Origin of the sequence: Sphingobacterium faecale (assembly GCF_016746095.1) — a bacterium.
Taxonomy (GTDB): Bacteria; Bacteroidota; Bacteroidia; order Sphingobacteriales; family Sphingobacteriaceae; genus Sphingobacterium; species Sphingobacterium faecale.
On sequence record NZ_JAERTY010000009.1, the window covers coordinates 67,874 to 84,295 of the forward strand.

Genomic DNA, 16,422 nt, shown 5'->3' on the forward strand with positions numbered 1-16,422 from the left:
GTTTAATTTTTTTCGTTTGAGGGATAGTAGTTTAGCACCGGTCATCTTATTTGTTTATAACAGGCCCAAACATACTAAAAAGACACTACAGGCTTTGGAAAAAAGCATAGGTGCAGCTGATACCGATATCTATATCTATTCGGATGGTGCAAAAAGTGGAGAAGAAATCGAATCTGTCAATACCGTACGGGCGCTCATTCGCGAACCCTGGGAATTTAAGAGCATACATATTATCGAAAGAGCCAAGAACCTTGGCCTTGCAAACAATATCATAAAAGGCGTCACGGAAGTTATCGCCAAACATGGTAAAGCGATTGTGCTGGAAGATGACCTGGAGATTTCGAAGTTCGGATTACAATACTTCAATGATGCGCTTACCTGCTATGAAGAAGATGAACAGGTGATGGAAATCAGTGGCTATATGTATCCGGTAAACCATGCCGAGCAGCTGCCCGAGAGTTTCTTTTTCAGAGTAGCCAACAGCTGGGGCTGGGCTACATGGAGCCGTGCATGGCAGCACTTCGAAACCGATATCGATAAACTGACGGCTAACTTCTCAAAAGACGACATCAAGCGCTTCAGCATCGACCACAGTGAGAATTTTTGGAAACAGGTCAAACAATTTAAAGCCGGTAAGATCAATTCCTGGGCTATTCGTTGGTACCTGTCTATTTTTAATCAGAACGGATTGGCTTTATATCCAAGAACGTCCATGATTCAGAATATCGGAACAGACGGATCGGGCACGCATTCGGATGCGGATCTAGCCTATCAGATCACGCTAGCCAACCAGAAGGTATCCGACTTTCCAAAAGAGATCATAGAGCATAGAGAAGCTTACGAGGCTATCAAACATTTTTATAAGACCCGTAAGGGATCCTTTGCCAAGCGCATAGTCCGCTACCTGCGCAAACATTGGAACAAACGTTAGAAAACCGTGAACAACGTCAAAATATCAATAATTACCATCGTCTATAATAATGTAAGGGATATTACCTATACGATTTCTTCCGTATTGGAGCAATCTTACCCTAATATTGAATATATTATTGTAGATGGTGCTTCTACAGATGGTACTATGGAGGTCATCCGTAGTTATGCGGACCGTATCTCGACGATCATTTCCGAGAAGGATGAAGGCATCTATGATGCGATGAATAAGGGCCTGACCTTGGCAACTGGCGATTATGTTCTTTTCCTGAACTCGGGGGATGAGCTTTATGACCGTGACACCATCCAGTGTATTGTTGAAAAGGGCAAGGGAGCTGATATCATTTATGGCGAGACGAAATTGGTGGACGAACAGCGGCATATTGTCGCCGATCGCAGGCACAAAGCACCGGCGCATTTTGACTGGAAGTCCTTTCGCTATGGGATGAATATCTGCCATCAGGCTATCTATGTCAAAAGGGAGATTGCAGATCCTTATGATCTTCAATATAAGTTAAGTGCTGACATCGATTGGGTAATACGTGCTGCAAAAAAAGCGAAATCCACGCAAAATGTACAGCATTATGTGGCTCGGTATCTTGTCGGAGGCATGTCTCAAAAACGGCATCGCCAAAGCCTAAAAGAGCGCTATGCCATATTTCGAAAACACTATGGTGTATTTTCTAACTGGATCAATCATGGTATTATCGCGTTGCGACTGATCAAACATAGACTAAAACATGGCAAAACAAGAGAATAGTATGCTCAACCCAGAGCTTCTTATCGAATTGGCGAACAATAAGATGCCCTATGGTAAATACCAAGGGTGGACGCTATATAAACTTCCCGAACCATACCTCGCTTGGTACAAGCAGAAAGGGTTTCCAGCGGGCAAGATGGGCATTCTGCTGGCCACCCTCTACGAGATCAAAGTCAATGGTCTTGAATATTTATTACATCCTTTGGTCAAAAAGTGACATTCGTCATTTTTTGATTTCTGCTTTTTAGTTAACTTTGCCTCATTAATTGAAACATTAAACGCCGTTTGCAGCGGTATCAATGCACATATGACAAACTATCAAACGTTGCTGTATTACTGTTACAGCCCCATCGAAAATGCGGAGCAATTTGCTTCCGAACACCTCGAATTCTGTAAATCTCTCGATCTAGTCGGACGGATCATTGTTGCCGATGAGGGCCTCAATGGCACTGTATCGGGCACACCAGAAGCCTGTAAGGCTTATATGGACGCCATATATGCGGATGGACGATTCAATCACACCGAATTTAAGATTGACGATGTCGAGGAGCCTTCCTTTATTAAAATGCACTGCCGCTATAAACCGGAGATTGTACACTCGGGGCTTCGTGATCCCAAGGAGATCGATCCCAATCTGCAGACAGGCATACACCTGGAGCCGAAGGATTTTATGGCGATGAAAGACCGCGAGGATGTTGTTATTCTGGATGTACGTTCTAACTACGAGCATAATGTAGGCCGCTTCAAGAATGCGATCACGTTGGACATCGAGAATTTCAGAGAATTCCCGGAAAAAGTAAAAGAACTCGAACAATATAAAGGTAAAAAGATCCTTACGTACTGCACCGGTGGAATCAAATGTGAGAAAGCCTCTGCACTGTTATTGAAGGAAGGATTTGAAGATGTATACCAATTGCACGGTGGTATTATCAAATATGGCAAGGAAGCGGGCGGAAAGGATTTTGAGGGAAAATGCTATGTTTTCGACAACCGTGTCACCGTTGAAGTCAATTCGACCAATCCTGTCGTCATCTCGACATGCAAGAACTGTGGTAAGACCACGCCAAAAATGATCAACTGTGCCAATCCTACCTGTAATGAGCATTTCACCCAGTGTGACGCCTGTGGTGAAAAGCTGGATGGCTGTTGCTCAGAAGCTTGTATGGAGAGTCCCAACAAGAGAGAATATGATGGTACTGGCTACTATGTAAAAACTCCACAACCTGTAAACATAGAGAAGATCTCGAAGCGCAAGCACAAGAATTTTGCTCCCAAAGTGGAAAGCAACTAATATAAAAAAGCCTTAAGTGTACACTTAAGGCTTTTTTACGGGAGCTATTTTAGAACTTCCACTCGACGTAGTTGATGTTTTTATCTACGGCCAGGTATTTTTTCTCGTAATAGGTCTTTATCGAAAGCACCTGATCAACGAGGTCTGATTTATACAGGTCTGTTGTTTCCTTAAGCACAGGAAGGCTCTGCTGCTGTATCTGCTCTACGGTATAGTTATAAAAACCGTCATTATCAGTTTTTAGGTGCATAATACCTCCTTCTTTCAAAATAATCTTGTATCGGTTGAGAAAGGTTGGGTTTGTCAACCGTTTTTTCTCTCTGCTGTCTTGGGGTTGGGGGTCGGGAAAAGTGATCCAAATCTCGGATACCTCATTCTCTTCGAAGTATTCCAAAATAGTTTCGATCTGAATACGTAAAAAACCAACATTATCGATCCCTTCTTCCAGTGCTGTCTTGGCACCTCTCCAAATACGGTTACCTTTATAGTCGATTCCAATAAAGTTCGTTTCTGGGAACAGCTGGGCTAAGTTGACAGTATATTCTCCTTTTCCACAGGCCAATTCGAGGATCAATGGCTTGTTATTTCCGAAGAACGCACTGGACCATTTACCTTTATATGCTTTACCAGCATCCAATTGTACCACATTTTTAAAAGTCGCTATCTCTGCGAATTTTCTCAGTTTATCCTTACCCATAACAAATATTAAGTCGCAAAAATAAACTTATATTTTCTCTATAAAAAATATTATTGGAAGTGGACTGGTATAAAAATCGATTTATGGGTGTATAATTTAGTTTGCCACAGCTATTCGCTTTTTCTCTATTGTCTTCGATGTGGCCCTTACAGCGCGTATATGGGTATGGAATGCCTCGTATTATAGCATGTAGGCTTCTGATGCGAAATGGCCTGTATACGGCTTCGTTGTCTGTCGTTATGTATGCAGGTGGATATTTTATATTACAACCGGATTATATTGCGTGCGATGCCGATTTTATGTAGGTTTGCAGTAATATTCAATACATTGACGTGGAAAAAAATGCTAAGATCTACGTAGCCGGCCATAGGGGTATGGTCGGGTCTGCGATATACGAGAAATTAAAGCGCGAAGGCTATACCAATATGGTTACTCGAACTTCTAAGGAATTGGATCTTCGCAACCAGGATGATGTAGCGACTTTCTTTGCATCAGAAAAGCCTGAGTATGTCTTCTTGGCTGCTGCCAAAGTAGGCGGTATCATTGCAAACAACACCTACAGGGCGGATTTTATCTATGAAAACATCGCCATACAAAGTAATGTCATTCACCAGGCACATGTCAACAAAGTCCAGAAACTGTTATTTCTCGGTTCTTCTTGTATCTATCCTAAGCTTGCTCCTCAGCCTATGAAAGAAGATTATCTATTGACAGGTACGTTGGAACACACCAACGAACCGTATGCTATCGCTAAGATAGCGGGTATAAAGATGTGTGAAGCGTACAGAAGCCAGTATGGGGATAATTTTATATCGGTAATGCCTACTAATCTGTATGGTTATAATGACAACTACCATCCGGAGAACTCACATGTACTGCCTGCCTTAATTCGCCGGTTTCATGAAGCCAAAACCAATGATGTACCAGAAGTAGTGATATGGGGTACCGGAACTCCTTTAAGAGAGTTTTTATTTTCAACGGATCTTGCTGATGCCTGTGTCTTCTTGATGAACAACTATGATGAAGAGCAATTTATCAATATCGGTGTCGGCGAAGATATCAGCATCAAAGACCTCGCTCTTATGATCAAGGTGATTGTTGGCTATGAAGGGGAGTTAAAATTTGACAGCAATAAGCCTGATGGAACGCCACGCAAACTCATGGATGTAAGCAAATTGCACCAGTTGGGCTGGCAGCATCGAATCGGCCTAGAAGAAGGGATACACCTTGCTTATGCGGATTTCATAGCGAAACATTGTTAATAGGTTTCGCTATCTGGTGGAATTCCAAAATTGACTGTATCTTGATTTTCGAGTTCTTCTAACGGGGCCACTTCTTTATGTTTCTTTTTAGACTTTTTGGGTCTCACAAACTTTGCTAATTTAGACACCAATGAACTTACCTTTCCTTGTGTAACCTGTGAAACAGCTCCTTCTGATGCAAGCAATACAATTGCCTTTTTGAGCCATCCTGAATTTTTGAGAAATGTTCTATTTAAAACTAAGGGTAGACCCAACTGTAATATGCGTGCTGTCCAGTTACTTTGATTAGAAGCTTCTAGATTGGATTCTCCTCCTGATTTTCCGAAAGCAGAAAAGATACCCTTAACCAGATCAACCCCCGGTATACTTGAGGCAAGACTGTTCATAAATCGAACCGGAGCTTCAACTTTATGCTTAAGAAGCTGATACTGGTCAACTAGATATCCTTCTTGTTCTTTTTTAAGTTGGGTAAGCCGTGCTATTTCTAATCTGAGATCTCCTATATTGTTAATTTTTGATTTCATTTTCCTGTGTAGTTTTGTTTTCTGAATGGTTATTTTGTCCTTCAAACGCACTTGTTTCGCTGTACGGGGCCTGCCTGTGCTGAGTTTCCTCGAACAGGGCTTCATCCTCCTGCCATTTTCCAAGAACTCTACGTATGGTCAAGTCCATAAACTTAGCTTCCAACTTCGGTTCAAATGCACGAATTATTAGTAATATAACTAAGAAGACTCCTCCCGTCACCAAAAAACCTAATGCATAGCTCCCTAAAAGCTCACCAAGAAAAAAACCAAGCGCTAGGGAAAAGAAAAATATTACGATTAGGGTCAACAACAATTTAGTCGCATCTAATACCAAGGTACCAATAAGGCGTCCCCCACGGGCTATCGCCTTTAATTTCAACAGTTCTACCTGTGTATCGACATATTCTTTCGCTTTTTGGAAACTTCCTGAAAATGAAAATTTTTGATCACTCATTTTATTTTATTTAAACGAATATGAATGGGTATTTCTTGCACTTCATATCCTATTATAAATCTTGATACCCTAGCATGAATTGCTATCCGTACTACGCATGCTCTTCTATCTCCTCATCCATAAAATCTTCTGCTTTTGAAACTTTCGATTTTACCATTGCCAGGACTTTCTCTTTAAAGTCATTAAGCTGGTCAAGTTGTTCTTCCGCACGCTCTTTAAGTGCATCTCCTAAATCTGCTAATGACTCATTAATTTTCTCTCTCGTCTCTGTGCCTTTTTCTGGTGCAAATAATACTCCTAGTACAGCTCCCGCTGCCAATCCCGCGAACAATGCCGCTACAACTTTACCGCTATCTTTCATTTGTATATGATTTTATTTTTTATCTATCTTTTATTTGTCCCGACTTGTCGGAATGGAATATCCAAACTACCTATTTCACAACCTTTATCATCATTCTATCGCTATTATATTAACAATAAAAAGACCAAATCGTTTAAAATAAATAAGCCAAATGCATCTTTTATGTTATAATATAATACATTTATCAACAAACAGCAAAAACAAGTCCAAACTAACGTCTTCTATTAAGTTATTATCATTATCTTTAGTGTAACCAATTTAAAAATCTATGCTCGTAAAAACCTTTAGTAGTGCAGTTTACGGAATAGAAGCTACAACTATTTCCGTGGAAGTAAATGTGTCTACTGGCACTAAATATTATATCGTGGGCCTACCTGACAATGCTATAAAGGAAAGCTTACAACGTGTAGAAAGCGCCATATTGTCAATTGGATGCCGTATGCCCAGACAGAAAATAGTTGTCAATTTGGCACCTGCTGATATCCGCAAGGAGGGATCAGCTTATGATCTAGCCATAGCTATCGGCATACTCGCAGCTTCGTCTCAGATTACGGAACGACAATTGGCCGACTACATCATCTTAGGCGAACTATCCTTAGACGGCAGCGTACAACCTGTAAAAGGTGCTCTTCCTATCGCTATACAAGCAAAACATGATGGTTTCAAAGGTATTATATTGCCTCATATTAATGCGGCCGAGGCCGCTGTCGTCAGCGGTATTGATGTATTCGGTATTGAACACATACAACAGGTTATTGATTTTTTTAATGAAAAGACGCAGCTAAAGCAAACAAAAAGAGATTCTGCAGTAAACACATTCACAGATTCCGTCACAACTGAACTGGATTTTGCGGATGTAAAGGGTCAGCAGAACATTAAAAGGGCATTGGAAATTGCCGCCGCTGGTGGCCACAATATTATTTTGATCGGCCCTCCGGGGGCTGGAAAAACAATGTTAGCCAAACGTCTTCCTTCCATACTTCCCGCTCTGACATTTGAAGAATCTCTAGAGACGACCAAAATCCATTCGGTCTCTGGGAATCTATCGCATAAGGAGTCATTAATGACAACCCGGCCTTTTCGTGCTCCGCACCATACAATTTCAGATATCGCATTAGTCGGTGGAGGGAGCACCCCTCAACCTGGGGAAATATCACTGGCACATAATGGGGTGCTATTTCTGGACGAACTTCCAGAATTTAAACGATCTGTACTGGAGGTCATGCGCCAACCGTTGGAATCAAGAAGTATTACCATCTCCCGAGCTCGCTTCACGGTCGATTATCCAGCGAGTTTCATGCTAGTAGCTGCTATGAACCCCTGCCCTTGTGGTTATTATAATCATCCTGACAAGGAGTGCCTCTGTGGGTCGCTCGCCGTGCAGCGCTATTTGAGTAAAATTTCGGGTCCGCTATTGGACCGTATCGATTTACATATCGAAGTTACCCCGGTAGCGTTCAATGAATTGACAGATAGAAATGAAGCAGAAAAAAGCGAAACGATAAGACAGCGTGTTATGCAAGCCCGAACACTTCAAGAACAGCGATTTATGACCGAAAAGCTAATCCACTGTAATGCACAAATGTCTACGAAATATGTACAAAAACTATGTATTTTGGATGAATCCGGTAAAAATCTACTAAGGAATGCCATGGAACGCCTCAACTTATCAGCTAGGGCATATGATCGAATCCTAAAGGTAGCTCGTACAATAGCTGATATGGACAATGAATCACATATCCTGAACCGACACCTAGCCGAAGCTATACAGTTCCGCAATTTAGATAGACAGTCTTGGCTGAGTTAATTTAGAACTGATCGATAAAGTGTCTAAATATCCAAGGATAAAATAGAATCGTAATCAGTATTCCCGAAAGCGCTCCGAATAAATGAGCATCGTGATTAATACGGTCGTTGGAATTCTTAGATGCCCAAATACAGTATCCTATGTAGAGCACTGCAAACACATATGCTGGCATGGGAATAATCATAAATATACCAAGCATAGCTTTGGGCTGGAATAGAATATAGCCAAACAAAGCAGCAGATATAGCCCCAGAGGCTCCTAGACTGTAATAACCGGGATTGTTTTTCTGTTGTAGGATGGTAGGAATATCACTCAACACCAAACTCAGAATATACAAAAGCGCAAAATACAGGTGACCTATATCACCACTTACTTGCACAAAAAAGCTTTCCAACGCGAAACCGAAATAGTAAAAGGTAATCATATTGAAAAGTAGATGGCCCCAATCGGCATGTATGATTCCGCTCGTAAATACCGTATACCACTTGCGCTTATCGCGATGGATGCTATAGGGGTGCAGCATCATTGAAGAATACAATTGTGGGTTTGAAAAAGCATATATACTGGTGGCTATCGTAACAGCGAATAGGATAGAAGCTACTGGTGTCTGTAATATATATTGTTGAATCATTTGTCTTTAGAATCTGTCTTCAATCAAAAAAACGTAGAGTTGCTTTGGTCCGTGCGCACCCAATACTATTTTTTTCTCAATATCTGCGGTACGGCTAGGCCCTGTTATCGTTGTTATCATAGAAGGGAGGTAAGTTGGATAGCGATCCTTTATTTGTGCTAGACCATGTCTTATATCCATTACGAGCTGAGAAGCTTTGGCTAAGACGATATGTATCGGCGGATAGATACTCAGTCGACGTCCCCCTGCATTTGCATTGGACAGCATGACGCTTCCATTACGGGCAATCAATGCTTCGCAGGCTGTAATACCCACTTCTGCATTTTCGAAATCTTTATCAGTAGCAAAATAAGGAAATCCATAATGCTTCAATAAGACTTGTACCGCTGGCTCCCAAGCATAGATTTTGGTTACACCCAATTCTTCGACAAGTCCAATTAAGTTTTCAATAACGGAAATCTCGCCATCACAGTACACAAATTGTCCTCCAATATCTGTCAACTCACGTGCAAAAGTCACATCTAAGGATTCCTCTTCGTCTTTGTACAAAGCAGAGTCTTCAAAATCCGGATGTGGGTTATCCCGTTTTTGAAGTAAGGCCTGCCGTATCCTTTTAAGCATTTTTTCCTTTGCGGTAGTATTCCTGATATTCATCTATAAATAGTATATCCTCTAATGGGTGTCCCCAAGTTAGTACAAATCCATGTCGAAAATTCAATATGGGCCATGTTGAAAGATAAAATAGAGGGGTTAACCCCTCTATTTTTATGATACGTTATCTTCGTTCAATTTTTCCGATGGCTCCGAATTTTGAGTTTCTTCTGGTATCGGTGGAATGGGCAATTCTGTCTGAGGAACTCCTCCTCCATCTACGCCTCCATTGACAAACTCGTCGTAAGTGGTGCGGTTAGAGAAAGGGCGCTTGCCTAAAATCTCCTCTAAATCTGCCTGGAATAAGATTTCCTTTTCCAATAGCTTCTCAGCAATACGGATCAAACCATCCTGTTTGTCAAGCAACAATTGTCTCGTTCTCTCATAGACAGCTGCAACTAATACCCTTACTTCTTCATCAATCAACTCTGCGGTCTGATCTGAATATGGCTTTTGGAACTGGGATTCACCGGAACTGTCACGGAAGGAAACATTCCCAACCTTGTGATTCATACCGTACACGGCAGTCATTGCGTAGGCCAGTTTTGTGATACGCTCCAAGTCGTTTTGTGCTCCAGTACTGATCCGACCAAATGTAATATCTTCGGCTACACGCCCGCCCATAGTCATACACATACTGTCTAACAATTGCTCTGTTGTATACAAGAACTGCTCTTTAGGCAAATACTGGGCATAACCTAATGCTGCTACTCCACGCGGTACGATAGAGACCTTGACCAATGGATCTGCATGCTCAAGGAACCATCCTGCAATAGCATGACCTGCTTCGTGGTAAGCAACAATCTTCTTCTCCTCGGGTGAAATAATCTTATTCTTTTTCTCTAATCCTCCGATCACACGATCGATGGCATCCTGGAAATCCTGCATCTCAATAGCCCGTTTATTTTTACGGGCAGCTATTAATGCTGCTTCGTTACAGACGTTAGCAATTTCGGCTCCAGCGAAGCCCGGTGTCTGTGCCGACAGCTTTTTAGCGTCCACTTCTTCCGCCAGTTTCAACGGCTTAAGATGCACATTGAATATCTGCTCCCGACCAATTAAATCTGGCTTGTCAATCGAGATCTGTCTATCAAAACGTCCCGGTCTTAATAATGCCGAATCCAATACATCCAAACGGTTAGTCGCCGCTAGAATAATAACGCCTACATTCGTTCCGAATCCATCCATCTCTACCAATAACTGGTTCAATGTATTTTCACGCTCATCATTTCCGCCCATCACTGAGTTCTTGCCGCGTGCTCTACCGATAGCATCAATTTCATCAATAAAAATGATACATGGTGCTTTTTCTTTTGCTTGTTTAAATAAGTCACGTACCCGTGATGCTCCTACACCGACAAACATCTCAACAAAATCAGAACCTGACAGCGAGAAGAAAGGAACCTGTGCCTCTCCCGCAACGGCTTTGGCTAATAAGGTTTTACCTGTACCTGGAGGCCCTACCAATAGCGCACCTTTAGGAATCTTACCTCCTAGATCGGTGTATTTCTTTGGATTTTTTAAAAAATCCACTATTTCCATCACTTCAGTTTTCGCTTCTTCTAGGCCTGCAACATCATTAAAAGTGATATTGATCTGCGACTCTTTATCAAAAAGTTGTGCTTTGGATTTACCGATGTTGAAAATCTGTCCGCCACCGCCTCCAGCACCACCACCCATACGGCGCATTAGGAACATCCATAATGCTACAATGATAATCAATGGCAGGATAAAGGAGATAAAAAATCCGCCCCATGCATTCGAGCGTTCTTCCCATTTAGCAGATATCTTAGGCATATCTTCAGGCATGTCTTTTTGAGATTCGATCAATTTTTGATTCAAGATCTCTGCAGAGCCCTCCGAAAACACGTACTGAGGTCCTTTATTTGCCGAAAAGCTTAGACTATTTCCAGACGGTGCTAAGTCTTTATATTTAGGGTCATTTTGAAGCTTGTCACTTTTTATGTAGACTTCCACTTCAACAATATTCCCTTTATTATAAGCAATCAGTTTTTCGACATCACCTGTACGAAGCATATTCTTCTCGAAATTTTCATAAGAAGTCTCTTGAGTACTGCTGCTGTTATACAAAAAATTTAATGCTATAAAACCTAATATCATGGCTATATAGAGCCACATCATATTAAATTTAGGAGGAGTTGGGGTTATCTTTTTACTTGGAATTTTCTTCATTACAATATTACCTGTCTTTTGAATTTCAAATGTAAATAATTTGTTCTCTAATGGCGCTTACCTTGTTCCGTTTGTCTTCGACGATCTACTTACGTCGGTTTATCGGAATGGAATATTCAAAGTATTCCATGCTTGTTTGTACAGCCCGTGCCAAATAGATATTTCTTATTATGCGCTTTGGTAGGATTCGACTTTGGCATCTCCCCAAAGATCTTCTATACGGTAGCGACTTCTGGTCTCTGTCTTAAATATATGAACAACAACATCTACGAAATCGAGCAAAATCCATTCTCCGTTTCCCTGCCCTTCTTTGTGCCATGGGTCTTGGCCAAACGCTTTATATACTTCCTCTTCTACACTCTGTGCTATCGCATTTACCTGGACATTGCTATCAGCATGGCAGATTACAAAATAGTCAGAAACAGTGGCATTGATGTCCCGCATATCCAACTTCACAATCTCATTACCTTTCTTCTCTTGCATCCCCAATACGACAACTTCTGCCAGTTTGTTGGATAATTCTGAATTTTTCTTTTTACTCATTAAGAAATGTTATAGTTTTACTCAAAAACTTTAAAATCTTTTTCCTTTTGCAAAATAATACATTTTTCGGACATTCTCAGCCACTACCTATAATTGTTTTGGAGGCGGTGGCTTCCACAAATGATTATTCAAAACAATTATTGGCAAATTTCAAGCCACAGATAGACTTTACTGCCATTATGGCAAAGTATCAATTCGATGGGCGTGGTCAAAGAGGCACATCATGGCTTACTCCTGCTGGTGTAAACATGACAGCTAGCTTTATATATGCCCCCCCCTCTTTATCGATTTCCAAACAATTTGCGTTGACTGTACATTCCAGCTTAGCAGTTTATGATGTCGTTGAAGAAATTTTACAAAAAGATATTTTTATCAAGTGGCCAAATGACATTATGGTAGGTAAGAGAAAAATAGCGGGTATATTATTAGAAAATAAAATATCGGCACAGCTCATTAAAACAGTAATTGCCGGCATCGGTATTAATGTATATCAGCAAGAATTCCCAATAGAGATTGCTCACAAGACAACATCTTTAGTTTTAGAACATCCTGATATAGACCTAACAATTCTCGATTTGGTAAAAAGAATACAAAAACGTCTTCTTTACTACCAGACTATCTTTGAGAAAGACCGTTTCGATGCTCTTCTCCAACTATATAACAACAGGCTATTTCTAAGGGGGATAGATAGTAACTTTATTGTGAATGGGGCTTCTATTACCGGTCAGATACAGGGTGTCGGTCCTGACGGAATATTATCGGTATTGCAGGGTCATGAAATCCAGAAATACGACTTAAAGGGTATCATTTATCAGTTATAACAAAAAATTTACTTGCTCTTACGATAAGAATAAATGTACCTTAGCATTAAACTTTATGGCACTTGGGAGAGTCATAAAGTCAAAATACAAGTTATAGAAGAAATATTATTATGAAAAAGTTTAGCTTACTAATCGTTGCAGTCTTAATGACAGTCACAGGTGCTTTTGCACAGATTCACCAACCTGTAAAATGGAGTGTTGCACACAAAAAAACAGGTAAAAATGAGGCTGTTGTCTTCATCAAAGCGACAATCCAGAACGGATGGAACATTTATTCACAAAATGTTGGTGACGGAGGTCCAATCCCGACATCTTTCAAATTCGAATCATCTAAAGAGTATACTTTAAATGGCAAGACTACAGAACCTACAGCTAAAACAAAATACGAAGAGGTATTCAAAATGAATGTACCTTACTTCACAAATGAGGTCGTATTCCAACAAAAAGTTAAATTAAACAAGGGAACTGCTACGGTTAAAGGTTCCGTAGAATGGCAAGCGTGTGACAAATCACAGTGTCTTCCTCCTGACGAATATAACTTTACTGTTACTGTAAAATAGATTTTACACAACCCAGATAGAGAAGGCAGTATTTTACTGCCTTTTTTTATACTTTTATATTTCAACAACATTTTTTCAATTTTATGAAGACTTATCTGTTTTCTTTTTTACTATTCATTTTCTCTGCTACGACACTAACGGCCTCTACACAGGATTCTTTGGTTTCCTTTGATGATGTGACATTTACAGATGGCAGTGTTTCCGACAGTTCCCAAGGAACCGAAATCCCTGATGACCTCGTATTCTCCGATGGGCAAGATAACAGTGCTGCCCACGTCGATAGTACTGCAGAAGTGAATGCTACCGCAGACGTAACTATGGACGGTACTACGGATGATAAGTCTATGTGGGGTATCTTTATCGCAGGACTACTGGGTGGGTTTGCAGCATTCTTTATGCCCTGTATCTTTCCGATGGTACCACTTACCGTAAGTTTCTTTACCAAGAAATCCGGCACACGCTCCAAGGCGATATCACAGGCCTTCCTATATGGTGTCTTTATCATTGTGATCTATGTCGCATTGGGCATGTTGATCACCATTGCATTTGGTCCTGAAGCCCTGAACGAGCTGTCTACAAACGGTATCTTCAACTTCTTCTTCTTCCTACTTTTGGTCGTTTTTGCGGCATCTTTCTTAGGTGCATTTGAGATAACACTTCCGAGTTCATTTGTCAACAAGATCGATGCACAGTCGGACAAGGGCGGATTGATCGGACTGTTCTTTATGTCGGCGAGTCTGGCAGTGGTATCATTCTCCTGTACAGGACCGATCATCGGTACTTTATTGGTCGAAGCAGCCACAAGAGGGGAGCGTCTTGGTCCTGCGATAGGTATGTTGGGTTTTTCCATTGCCCTAGCTGTACCTTTTGTCCTGTTCGCGATGTTTCCGTCGATGTTGAAGTCTATGCCTAAATCGGGCGGTTGGTTGAACAGTGTGAAGGTCGTTTTGGGATTCCTGGAATTGGCGTTAGCACTTAAATTCCTTTCCAACGTGGATCTGGCTTACAACTGGAACTTCCTGGACCGTGAGGTGTACCTGGCTCTGTGGATCGTTATATTCGGACTTTTGGGACTCTACCTGATCGGCAAGATCCAGTTCTCACACGATAGTCCATTACAGTTTCTGTCTATTCCGCGCACGATGATCGCCATCTTGGTCTTCTCTTTTGTGGTGTACATGGTTCCTGGATTATGGGGAGCGCCATTGAAAGCGATTTCGGCCTTCCTTCCTCCGATCGGAACACAGGATTTTGACTTGAATAACCTGACATTGAACGCAGCTGGTCCGGCGCATACAGGCGGAGCGGATGCCAACAGCCGTAAGCACTATACCTATTTCCACAGCAAATCAACAATCAAGGGACTGGATCCTTACTACGATTACGATGAAGCTTTGGCAGCAGCCAAGGAACAGAAAAAGCCATTATTGGTCGACTTTACGGGATGGAACTGCGTTAACTGCCGTAAGATGGAGGCTGAGGTATGGAGCAGCCCTAAAATCCGCGCCATGCTGAACAATGAATTTATTCTGGTCGAACTTTATGTTGATGACAAGGTGCTAGAGCTTCCGGAAAGCGAGCATTATGTTTCAAAACAGACCGGTAAGAAGATCAATACCGTGAGTAAGCGAAATGCTGATTTTCAGATCACCAAGTTCCAGAGCAATTCGCAGCCACTATATGCAATCCTGGATAATGAAGGCGAAATGCTGGTTCCGACCAGTGGTGCCATCTACGATATCGAGAAGTATGGAGCATTCCTACAATCCGGAATCGATGCATTCAAAGCAAAGTAAACAGAACTCACTTTTTAATACAAAAATAACAACATTTGAACATAAATGTTGTTATTTTTGTATTCTGCTGGATTGTAAAGATGAACTGGCATGTTACATTCGTTTATTTAAAGGTCACTAACAATTATTTTGCACTTAAAAATAAATTTATCTAGGTTTGGACATATGAGTGAAATTAAAAATATAGCTGTTTTAACATCGGGAGGAGATTCTCCAGGAATGAATGCTGCAATACGTGCTGTAATTCGGGCAGGTATATACCACGGAGCCAATATGTTTGGCGTACGTCGTGGTTATGATGGTCTTGTTAATGGAGAGATTATACCTATGGATGCTAAGTCTGTAGCAAATATTATCCAACGTGGCGGCACTATTCTGAAAACAGCTAGAAGCGAGGAATTTAAATCGATAGAAGGTCGTAAACAAGCTTACGAAAACATAAAAAAACTAGGCATCAATGGCTTGGTCGTTATTGGTGGCGATGGTACCTTTACTGGGGCATCCAAATTTATCGAAGAATTTGATATCCCCATTGTCGGTATACCTGGGACTATCGATAATGATCTAGCAGGCACCGACTTTACGATCGGCTATGATACGGCTATCAACACAGTTGTAGATGCTGTAGATAAAATCAGAGATACGGCTGAGTCACACGACCGCCTTTTCGTTGTCGAGGTGATGGGGCGTGACTCTGGACTTATCGCACTGCGCTCGGGCATTAGTACTGGAGCGGAAGCTGTTTTGATTCCAGAACTAACCGTAGACTATCAGGCGATCATGAAACGTCTCGATCAAACGAGAAAAAACAAATCGTCCCGTATCATTATTGTCGCTGAAGGAGACAATGAGGGCGGCCTGGTCGTAGCAGAAAAAATAAAAGAAAGCTTTCCGCACTATGATGTTCGTGTATCCATTCTAGGACACATCCAGCGTGGAGGTAAACCCTCTTGTATGGATCGTGTACTTGCCAGCAGATTAGGCGTAGCATCCGTCGAGGGCCTATTGGAAGGTCGACGAGGTGAAATGGCAGGATTAATCTGTGGCCAGATTCAATTCACTCCATTTGGAAAAGCGATCAAGCATATCGATAAGATCAATGATAACCTCACTCGGATTGTAGAGATACTATCCCTATAAC

Annotated in this window: 18 protein-coding genes; 10 read left to right on the forward strand and 8 right to left on the reverse strand. The window is 41.4% G+C overall.

Annotation, left to right across the window (positions count from 1 at the left end; translation table 11 throughout):
• Positions 1–16 precede the first annotated feature (16 nt).
• The 4 genes from JKG61_RS16055 (at position 17) to trhO (ending at position 2,981) form a co-directional block, all read left to right on the forward strand.
• On the forward strand, positions 17–931 hold the full coding sequence (locus tag JKG61_RS16055) for a glycosyltransferase family protein (RefSeq protein WP_202103970.1): 915 nt from the start codon (positions 17–19) through the stop codon (positions 929–931).
• 6 nt (positions 932–937) lie between these two features.
• On the forward strand, positions 938–1,690 hold the full coding sequence (locus JKG61_RS16060; protein ID WP_202103971.1) for a glycosyltransferase family 2 protein: 753 nt from the start codon (positions 938–940) through the stop codon (positions 1,688–1,690).
• Complete coding sequence (locus JKG61_RS16065) at positions 1,671–1,907, forward strand: DUF3820 family protein (RefSeq protein ID WP_021069382.1); 237 nt, start codon at positions 1,671–1,673, stop codon at positions 1,905–1,907. The genes JKG61_RS16060 and JKG61_RS16065 overlap by 20 nt, the downstream gene beginning before the upstream one ends.
• A gap of 90 nt (positions 1,908–1,997) precedes the next feature.
• A complete protein-coding gene (gene trhO, locus JKG61_RS16070; RefSeq protein WP_202103972.1) occupies positions 1,998–2,981 on the forward strand; it encodes an oxygen-dependent tRNA uridine(34) hydroxylase TrhO in 984 nt (327 codons plus the stop codon).
• 49 nt (positions 2,982–3,030) lie between these two features.
• Here trhO and trmB read toward each other — a convergent pair whose 3' ends face one another.
• Positions 3,031–3,678, reverse strand: coding sequence for a tRNA (guanosine(46)-N7)-methyltransferase TrmB (gene trmB / locus JKG61_RS16075; RefSeq protein WP_202103973.1), 648 nt, complete (start codon positions 3,676–3,678; stop codon positions 3,031–3,033).
• Positions 3,679–4,010: 332 nt separating this feature from the next.
• Here trmB and fcl point away from each other — a divergent pair, with 332 nt between their 5' ends.
• Positions 4,011–4,940: a GDP-L-fucose synthase gene (gene fcl / locus JKG61_RS16080; protein WP_202103974.1), complete on the forward strand. Its 930-nt coding sequence runs from the start codon at positions 4,011–4,013 to the stop codon at positions 4,938–4,940.
• Here the strand turns inward: fcl and JKG61_RS16085 are convergent.
• The 3 genes from JKG61_RS16085 to JKG61_RS16095 all read right to left on the reverse strand — a co-directional run bounded on the left by JKG61_RS16085 (position 4,937) and on the right by JKG61_RS16095 (position 6,279).
• The gene (locus JKG61_RS16085; RefSeq protein ID WP_202103975.1) at positions 4,937–5,464 is read right to left on the reverse strand and encodes a hypothetical protein; all 528 of its coding nucleotides are present in this window, start codon (positions 5,462–5,464) and stop codon (positions 4,937–4,939) included. The genes fcl and JKG61_RS16085 overlap by 4 nt on opposite strands.
• Positions 5,448–5,918: a phage holin family protein gene (locus JKG61_RS16090; RefSeq protein WP_202103976.1), complete on the reverse strand. Its 471-nt coding sequence runs from the start codon at positions 5,916–5,918 to the stop codon at positions 5,448–5,450. The genes JKG61_RS16085 and JKG61_RS16090 overlap by 17 nt, the downstream gene beginning before the upstream one ends.
• A gap of 91 nt (positions 5,919–6,009) precedes the next feature.
• On the reverse strand, positions 6,010–6,279 hold the full coding sequence (locus tag JKG61_RS16095) for a YtxH domain-containing protein (RefSeq protein ID WP_202103977.1): 270 nt from the start codon (positions 6,277–6,279) through the stop codon (positions 6,010–6,012).
• Positions 6,280–6,547: 268 nt separating this feature from the next.
• Between JKG61_RS16095 and JKG61_RS16100 the strand changes: the two genes are divergently transcribed.
• Positions 6,548–8,086, forward strand: coding sequence for a YifB family Mg chelatase-like AAA ATPase (locus tag JKG61_RS16100; RefSeq protein ID WP_202103978.1), 1,539 nt, complete (start codon positions 6,548–6,550; stop codon positions 8,084–8,086).
• 1 nt (position 8,087) lies between these two features.
• On the opposite strand, the gene JKG61_RS16105 is transcribed toward JKG61_RS16100, so the two are convergent.
• The 4 genes from JKG61_RS16105 to rsfS form a co-directional block, all read right to left on the reverse strand.
• Positions 8,088–8,717: a rhomboid family intramembrane serine protease gene (locus JKG61_RS16105; RefSeq protein WP_202103979.1), complete on the reverse strand. Its 630-nt coding sequence runs from the start codon at positions 8,715–8,717 to the stop codon at positions 8,088–8,090.
• A gap of 6 nt (positions 8,718–8,723) precedes the next feature.
• The gene (locus tag JKG61_RS16110) at positions 8,724–9,371 is read right to left on the reverse strand and encodes a LutC/YkgG family protein (protein WP_202103980.1); all 648 of its coding nucleotides are present in this window, start codon (positions 9,369–9,371) and stop codon (positions 8,724–8,726) included.
• 111 nt (positions 9,372–9,482) lie between these two features.
• The gene (gene ftsH / locus JKG61_RS16115) at positions 9,483–11,561 is read right to left on the reverse strand and encodes an ATP-dependent zinc metalloprotease FtsH (protein ID WP_202103981.1); all 2,079 of its coding nucleotides are present in this window, start codon (positions 11,559–11,561) and stop codon (positions 9,483–9,485) included.
• Between the two features lie 168 nt (positions 11,562–11,729).
• A complete protein-coding gene (gene rsfS / locus JKG61_RS16120) occupies positions 11,730–12,104 on the reverse strand; it encodes a ribosome silencing factor (protein WP_202103982.1) in 375 nt (124 codons plus the stop codon).
• A 47-nt stretch (positions 12,105–12,151) separates the two neighbouring features.
• Between rsfS and JKG61_RS16125 the strand changes: the two genes are divergently transcribed.
• The 4 genes from JKG61_RS16125 to pfkA all read left to right on the forward strand — a co-directional run bounded on the left by JKG61_RS16125 (position 12,152) and on the right by pfkA (position 16,421).
• A complete protein-coding gene (locus tag JKG61_RS16125) occupies positions 12,152–12,925 on the forward strand; it encodes a biotin--[acetyl-CoA-carboxylase] ligase (RefSeq protein ID WP_202103983.1) in 774 nt (257 codons plus the stop codon).
• Between the two features lie 110 nt (positions 12,926–13,035).
• Positions 13,036–13,485 carry a protein-disulfide reductase DsbD domain-containing protein gene (locus JKG61_RS16130; RefSeq protein WP_202103984.1) on the forward strand — a complete coding sequence of 150 codons (450 nt, stop codon included), beginning with the start codon at positions 13,036–13,038 and terminating at the stop codon, positions 13,483–13,485.
• A gap of 83 nt (positions 13,486–13,568) precedes the next feature.
• A complete protein-coding gene (locus JKG61_RS16135; protein WP_202103985.1) occupies positions 13,569–15,281 on the forward strand; it encodes a protein-disulfide reductase DsbD family protein in 1,713 nt (570 codons plus the stop codon).
• 165 nt (positions 15,282–15,446) lie between these two features.
• Complete coding sequence (gene pfkA, locus JKG61_RS16140) at positions 15,447–16,421, forward strand: 6-phosphofructokinase (RefSeq protein ID WP_202103986.1); 975 nt, start codon at positions 15,447–15,449, stop codon at positions 16,419–16,421.
• Position 16,422 lies beyond the last annotated feature (1 nt).